This window comes from Streptomyces anandii JCM 4720, from assembly GCF_014650655.1.
Taxonomy (GTDB): Bacteria; Actinomycetota; Actinomycetes; order Streptomycetales; family Streptomycetaceae; genus Streptomyces; species Streptomyces anandii.
Window position 1 is genome coordinate 40,007 of sequence record NZ_BMVJ01000009.1, and the last position, 5,016, is coordinate 45,022.

Here is a 5,016-nt window from a genome sequence, read left to right on the forward strand (position 1 = left end):
AACGTGAGATCCAGCACCCGGCCCTTGAGCTTGGCGCTGTAGGTCGCCTCGTCCACGGACAGGTCGCCGTTGCGGATCTCCATGGGGGAGTCGTCGTTGACGATCTGCTGCCGCCCCATGGCCAGGCGCAGCCGGGCCTCCACCTCGGCCGGTCCCGCGGTGTCGAGCAGCACGTCGTCGATGCCCCAGTCGGCGGTGACCGCGGCGAGGCCGCCCTCGGTGACCACGAGGACCAGCGGACAGCCCGGCCCGGTGGAGCGCAGCAACTGGCACAGGCTGCGCACCTGGGGCAGGTCGCGCCGCCCGTCGACGAGGATCACGTCGGCACCCGGGGTGTCGACGAGCGCCGGCCCCTCCGCCGGGGCCACGCGCACGTTGTGCAGCAGCAGGCCGAGGGCGGGGAGCACCTCGGTGGAGGGCTGGAGGGCATTGGTCAGGAGCAGCAGTGAACTCATCGCGTCCCACCTGCCTGGATCGTCCTTGGCTCGTGCACGGTTCGCTCGCCCATGGCGTTCGGTTCCTCCTCGGTCCCTGCGAGGACGTACTGCGGTCCCCGTACACCTGCGGTTTTCCCGCGTCCACCTGCGGTTTTCCGCGTCGTATACAACGCTTCCGAAAGCACAAAAGGACCCGGGGGCTTCGCTGCCCGAGTCCTCTTCGCAGCAGAATAGCCGACATGAGCACGGGTTCGGCAGGTCATGCGGCGCGTTCGGCGATCGTCCCGGGGAGTGAGACGGGGGCGCCGGGGCGGGTCAGGACGTTCCTGCGCACGGCGGACGGGGTGGCGATCGACGCCGTGTACGAACGAGGTGCGGCCGTGTACGAAACGGCGCCCGTGTTCGTGATCGCACACGGTTTCACCGGCGATCTGGACAAGCCGCACCTGCGCCGGGCGGCGCGGGCCTTCGCGCGGTACGGGGCCGTGGTCACGTTCTCCTTCCGCGGTCACGGCGCCTCCGGCGGGCGCTCGACGGTGGGCGACCGGGAGGTGCTCGACCTGGCGGCGGCGGTGGCCTGGGCACGCGGGTTCGGGCACGCGCGCGTGGTGACCGCCGGGTTCTCCATGGGCGGCTCGGTGGTGCTGCGGCACGCGGCCCTGCACGGTCCCGGACCGGGCGGTGACGCCGGCCGGCCGGAGGAGCCCGGAGGGCGCGAGCGCACCGACGCCGTCGTCTCCGTGAGCGCCCCCGCCCGCTGGTACTACCGGGGCACGGCCCCCATGCGCCGGCTCCACTGGCTGGTCATGCGCCCCGAGGGCCGGCTGCTGAGCCGCTACGGGCTGCGCACCCGCATCCACCACCGCGACTGGGACCCCGTGCCGCTCTCCCCGGTCGAGGCGGTCCCGCGCATCGCGCCCGCCCCCCTGCTGATCGTGCACGGCGACCGGGACGGCTACTTCCCGCTCGACCACCCCCGGATGCTGGCCGCGGCCGCCGGTGACCACGCCGAACTGTGGATCGAGGCGGGCATGGGCCACGCCGAGAACGCGGCCCCCGACGAGTTGCTGGACCGCATCGCGCGCTGGGCCGTCGCACAGGCGGGCTAGCCTGAACCTGTTCATAGCCGGTTCACTGCCGAACGACTCGAGGGACGGGATGGCCAAGGTCACGGTGCGCTACTGGGCGGCGGCGAAGGCCGCGGCCGGGACCGCCCAGGAGCCCTACGAGGCGCGGACGCTCGCCGAGGCGCTCGACGCGGTGCGCGAGAAGCACCCGGGCGAGCTGGTGCGCGTACTGCAGCGCTGCTCGTTCCTGATCGACGGCGACCCCGTCGGCACGCGCGGGCATGAGACGGTACGGCTGACCGAGGGCGGCACGGTCGAGGTGCTCCCGCCGTTCGCAGGAGGGTGAGCGATGACCGACCGGCCGTATGAGCCGTACGAGCCCTACGGGCCCTACGAGCCGCCGTACGAGGGCTACGACCCCTACGCGCAGCAGTACCCCCAGGGCCACGCCCAGCAGACCCCGCACGGCCGGCAGCACCACCCCCAGGGGCAGCCGCACGCCTGGCCCGGGCAGCCGCAGCCGTACGAGGAGCCGCAGGCGGCCCAGCAGTACACGCAGCAGTGGCAGGGGCAGACCTGGGAGACCCAGACCCACGGGCGGCCCGTCGAGCCCGTGGCCGCGGCCGAGACGGCCTACATGCCCCCGCTGAGCCACCACGAGCCGCAGGTCCAGGCGCCGTCGGCCGCCTACGCGCCGTCCGGGGCGCCCGTCGGGACACCCCCGCCGCCCGCCCCCGCCCCGGAGGCCGCCGGGGAGGGCGAGGACGGCGAGCCGGCCTACGGGCCCGCGACCCTGGCCGGCAACTCCCGCGTCACCGACGCCCAGCGGGCGCGTGCCGAGGGCCGTTCCCCGATCATCGACCCCGGCATGCAGCCGGCCGGGCTCACCGCGCTGCTCGGCCTGCTGCTGGCCGGCACGGCGGAACTGGGCACGTACGCGCTGCTCGTCCCGCTGGTGCTGCTCCAGGCCGTGACGGCCGCGGGCTGGTTCCGGCTGAACGGCATGTGGCCGGCGCGGCAGGGCATCGCCCTGGGCTTCGCGGGCGCGCTGGCCGCCGACGTCGCCGTGCTGGGCGCGGGCCGCGAGCACGCCCCGGGCGCGATCCTCGGCACGCTCGGGGTGTGGGTGCTGCTCTCCCTGGTGCTGCAACTGCGCTCGCACGCCGACCCCGACGAGCGGATGTACGGCCTGATGGCGACCGTCGCGGCCGCGGCCCTGGCGATCGTCGCGACCGGCTATCTCGCGGCCCGCGCGGACGCGGTGGCGATCGGCGCGGCAGCCGTCGCGGTGGCCGTCCTCGCGCGTGCGCTGCCGCTGCCGACGCCGGCGTCGGTGGTGGTCGCCGTCCTCGCCGCGGCGGGTGCGGGCATCGCGGCCGGCGGCATGACGGGCCTGGGCGCGAAGGGCGCGCTGCTCGGCGCGGCCGCGGGGGCGTGCGCGCTGATCGGCCACCGGGTGGCGGCCTACGACTACCCCTCCCGCTTCGTGCACTTCACGGCGGGCGTCGCCCTGCCGCTGTCGGCCGCGGCGCCGGTGGTGTGGGTGCTGGGACGGACGCTGGGCTGACCGCCCGCGCCGGGACGGCGGCCGCGGGAGCCCCTGTCACAGGTGATCGACAATCACGCGGCCGTCCCCGCCGGGCGAGTTACGCTCGCGAGCGGGACGGCCGCCCGGTCGTCGTCGACCGCCGAGGTGGGGGAAACACCGCATGCGCGCGCTGCGAGTACTGCTGATCGTCGTCGTGATCCTGGGCGTGCTGTTCGTGGTCGTGGACCGGGTCGCGGTGCACTTCGCGGAGGGGCAGGCGGCCGACAAGCTCAGGACCACCGAGAACCTGGCGGGCACGCCGGACGTGTCGATCAAGGGCTTCCCCTTCCTCACCCAGGTCGCGAGCGGCGAGCTGGACGACGTCGAGGTCGGCATCAAGGACTACGAGGCGTCCACCGGCAAGGGCGCGCAGAAGATCCGTATCGACGACCTCAAGGCCGACATGAAGGGCGTGGCGTTCTCCGGCGACTACAGCTCGGCCACGGCGTCCGACGCCACCGGCACCGCGACCATCGCCTACGACGAGCTGCTGAAGGCGGTCAAGGGCGACCCGGTCGACCTTCCCCTGGGCGTCACCGGCAAGGTGACCGGCCTCGCCTACGGCGGCAACGGCAAGATCCGGGCCACGGTGGAGGTCGCCGGCATACGGCTCCCGGTGCTCGGCACCGCCACGGTCCAGGGCGACACCGTGAAGGTGCACGCCGACGGCATCCCCAAGTTCGCCAACCGGGCGCTCGACGTCTCCGAGGTGAGGATCGGCGAGCTCCCCGGCGGCATCAGGCTGGACACGGTGCGGGCCGCGCAGGACGGTGTGGAGATCGGTGTGAAGGGTTCGCACGTCAGGCTGGCGGGGTAGGACCAGAGCCCGTGGACGGTGAACGTCCGACTGGCGAGACGATCGAGTCCGTGGCGAAGCGCCGGTGACCCCCAGGAGCGCCCGGCGGCCCTGCGCCGACACCCCGGACGCCGATCTCGTCCCGCTATCTGGACGATCGCGTCTCGCGATATGACACGCCGGTGACATGTCCGCCTTTCCGTCCCTACGATCGAGCACATGAAGCGACAGGCGGACCTCACGAAGCGGCGGGCAGTGGACCTGTGCCGCGTTGCCGCCATGCTCTGTCGCCCCTTCTGAGCGGGAGCTTCCGCCTCCCGTATCGCCGGCCCCGCACCTGACCCGGGGCCGTCCGCGCGCCGCGCACGCCCTGAAGCGCACCGCGAGCCCGCGCGCCCCCAGCATTCGCACGCCCCGCCGCAACTGCCCCGGAGGAGAATCAGCATGAGCCGCAGCGACGTCCTGGTCGACGCCGACTGGGTCCAGGAGCACCTGGACGACCCGAGCATCGCCATCGTCGAGGTGGACGAGGACACGTCCGCGTACGAGAAGAACCACATCAAGAACGCCATCCGGATCGACTGGACCAAGGACCTCCAGGACCCGGTGCGCCGTGACTTCGTCGACCAGGAGGGCTTCGAGAAGCTCCTGTCGGAGAAGGGCATCTCCAACGACCACACGGTCGTCCTCTACGGCGGCAACAACAACTGGTTCGCCTCCTACGCCTACTGGTACTTCAAGCTCTACGGCCACGAGAACGTCAAGCTCCTCGACGGCGGCCGCAAGAAGTGGGAGCTCGACGCCCGCGAGCTCGTCGACGGCAACGACGTGCCCGAGCGCGCGAGGACCGAGTACAAGGCCAAGCCGCAGGACGCCTCCATCCGCGCCTTCCGCGACGACGTGGTGAAGGCCATCGGCTCGCAGAACCTGGTCGACGTCCGCTCGCCCGACGAGTTCTCCGGCAAGCTGCTCGCCCCGGCCCACCTGCCGCAGGAGCAGTCGCAGCGCCCCGGCCACGTGCCCAGCGCCAAGAACATCCCGTGGTCCAAGAACGCCAACGACGACGGCACCTTCAAGTCCGACGAGGAGCTCAAGGAGCTCTACACGGCCGAGGACGTCGACCTCGCC

The 5,016-nt window shown here is 72.8% G+C and carries 7 protein-coding genes; 6 read left to right on the forward strand and 1 reads right to left on the reverse strand.

Annotation, left to right across the window (positions count from 1 at the left end):
• A partial coding sequence (locus IE249_RS37630; RefSeq protein WP_506366991.1) for a response regulator transcription factor occupies nt 1-455 on the reverse strand: 455 nt, incomplete at its 3' end.
• Nucleotides 456-676: 221 nt separating this feature from the next.
• Between IE249_RS37630 and IE249_RS17605 the strand changes: the two genes are divergently transcribed.
• The 6 genes from IE249_RS17605 to IE249_RS17625 form a co-directional block, all read left to right on the forward strand.
• Nucleotides 677-1,546, forward strand: a complete 870-nt coding sequence (locus IE249_RS17605) for an alpha/beta hydrolase (RefSeq protein ID WP_189705784.1) — start codon at nt 677-679, stop codon at nt 1,544-1,546.
• A 49-nt stretch (nt 1,547-1,595) separates the two neighbouring features.
• Complete coding sequence (locus tag IE249_RS17610; protein WP_189705785.1) at nt 1,596-1,850, forward strand: MoaD/ThiS family protein; 255 nt, start codon at nt 1,596-1,598, stop codon at nt 1,848-1,850.
• 3 nt (nt 1,851-1,853) lie between these two features.
• The gene (locus IE249_RS17615; RefSeq protein ID WP_189705786.1) at nt 1,854-3,071 is read left to right on the forward strand and encodes a hypothetical protein; all 1,218 of its coding nucleotides are present in this window, start codon (nt 1,854-1,856) and stop codon (nt 3,069-3,071) included.
• A gap of 142 nt (nt 3,072-3,213) precedes the next feature.
• Nucleotides 3,214-3,909 carry an LmeA family phospholipid-binding protein gene (locus tag IE249_RS17620; protein WP_189705787.1) on the forward strand — a complete coding sequence of 232 codons (696 nt, stop codon included), beginning with the start codon at nt 3,214-3,216 and terminating at the stop codon, nt 3,907-3,909.
• Nucleotides 3,910-4,107: 198 nt separating this feature from the next.
• Entirely contained in the window at nt 4,108-4,188 is an 81-nt protein-coding gene (locus tag IE249_RS40045) for an Ms5788A family Cys-rich leader peptide (RefSeq protein WP_350751515.1), read from the forward strand.
• A 144-nt stretch (nt 4,189-4,332) separates the two neighbouring features.
• A partial coding sequence (locus IE249_RS17625; protein ID WP_229858735.1) for a sulfurtransferase occupies nt 4,333-5,016 on the forward strand: 684 nt, incomplete at its 3' end.

Bases quoted from the DNA above. Each gene is read 5' to 3' on its own strand.
- IE249_RS17605 (WP_189705784.1), top strand. From the start codon at position 677: ATGAGCACGGGTTCGGCAGGTCATGCGGCGCGTTCGGCGATCGTCCCG.
- IE249_RS17610 (WP_189705785.1), top strand. From the start codon at position 1,596: ATGGCCAAGGTCACGGTGCGCTACTGGGCGGCGGCGAAGGCCGCGGCC.
- IE249_RS17615 (WP_189705786.1), top strand. From the start codon at position 1,854: ATGACCGACCGGCCGTATGAGCCGTACGAGCCCTACGGGCCCTACGAG.
- IE249_RS17620 (WP_189705787.1), top strand. From the start codon at position 3,214: ATGCGCGCGCTGCGAGTACTGCTGATCGTCGTCGTGATCCTGGGCGTG.
- IE249_RS40045 (WP_350751515.1), top strand. From the start codon at position 4,108: ATGAAGCGACAGGCGGACCTCACGAAGCGGCGGGCAGTGGACCTGTGC.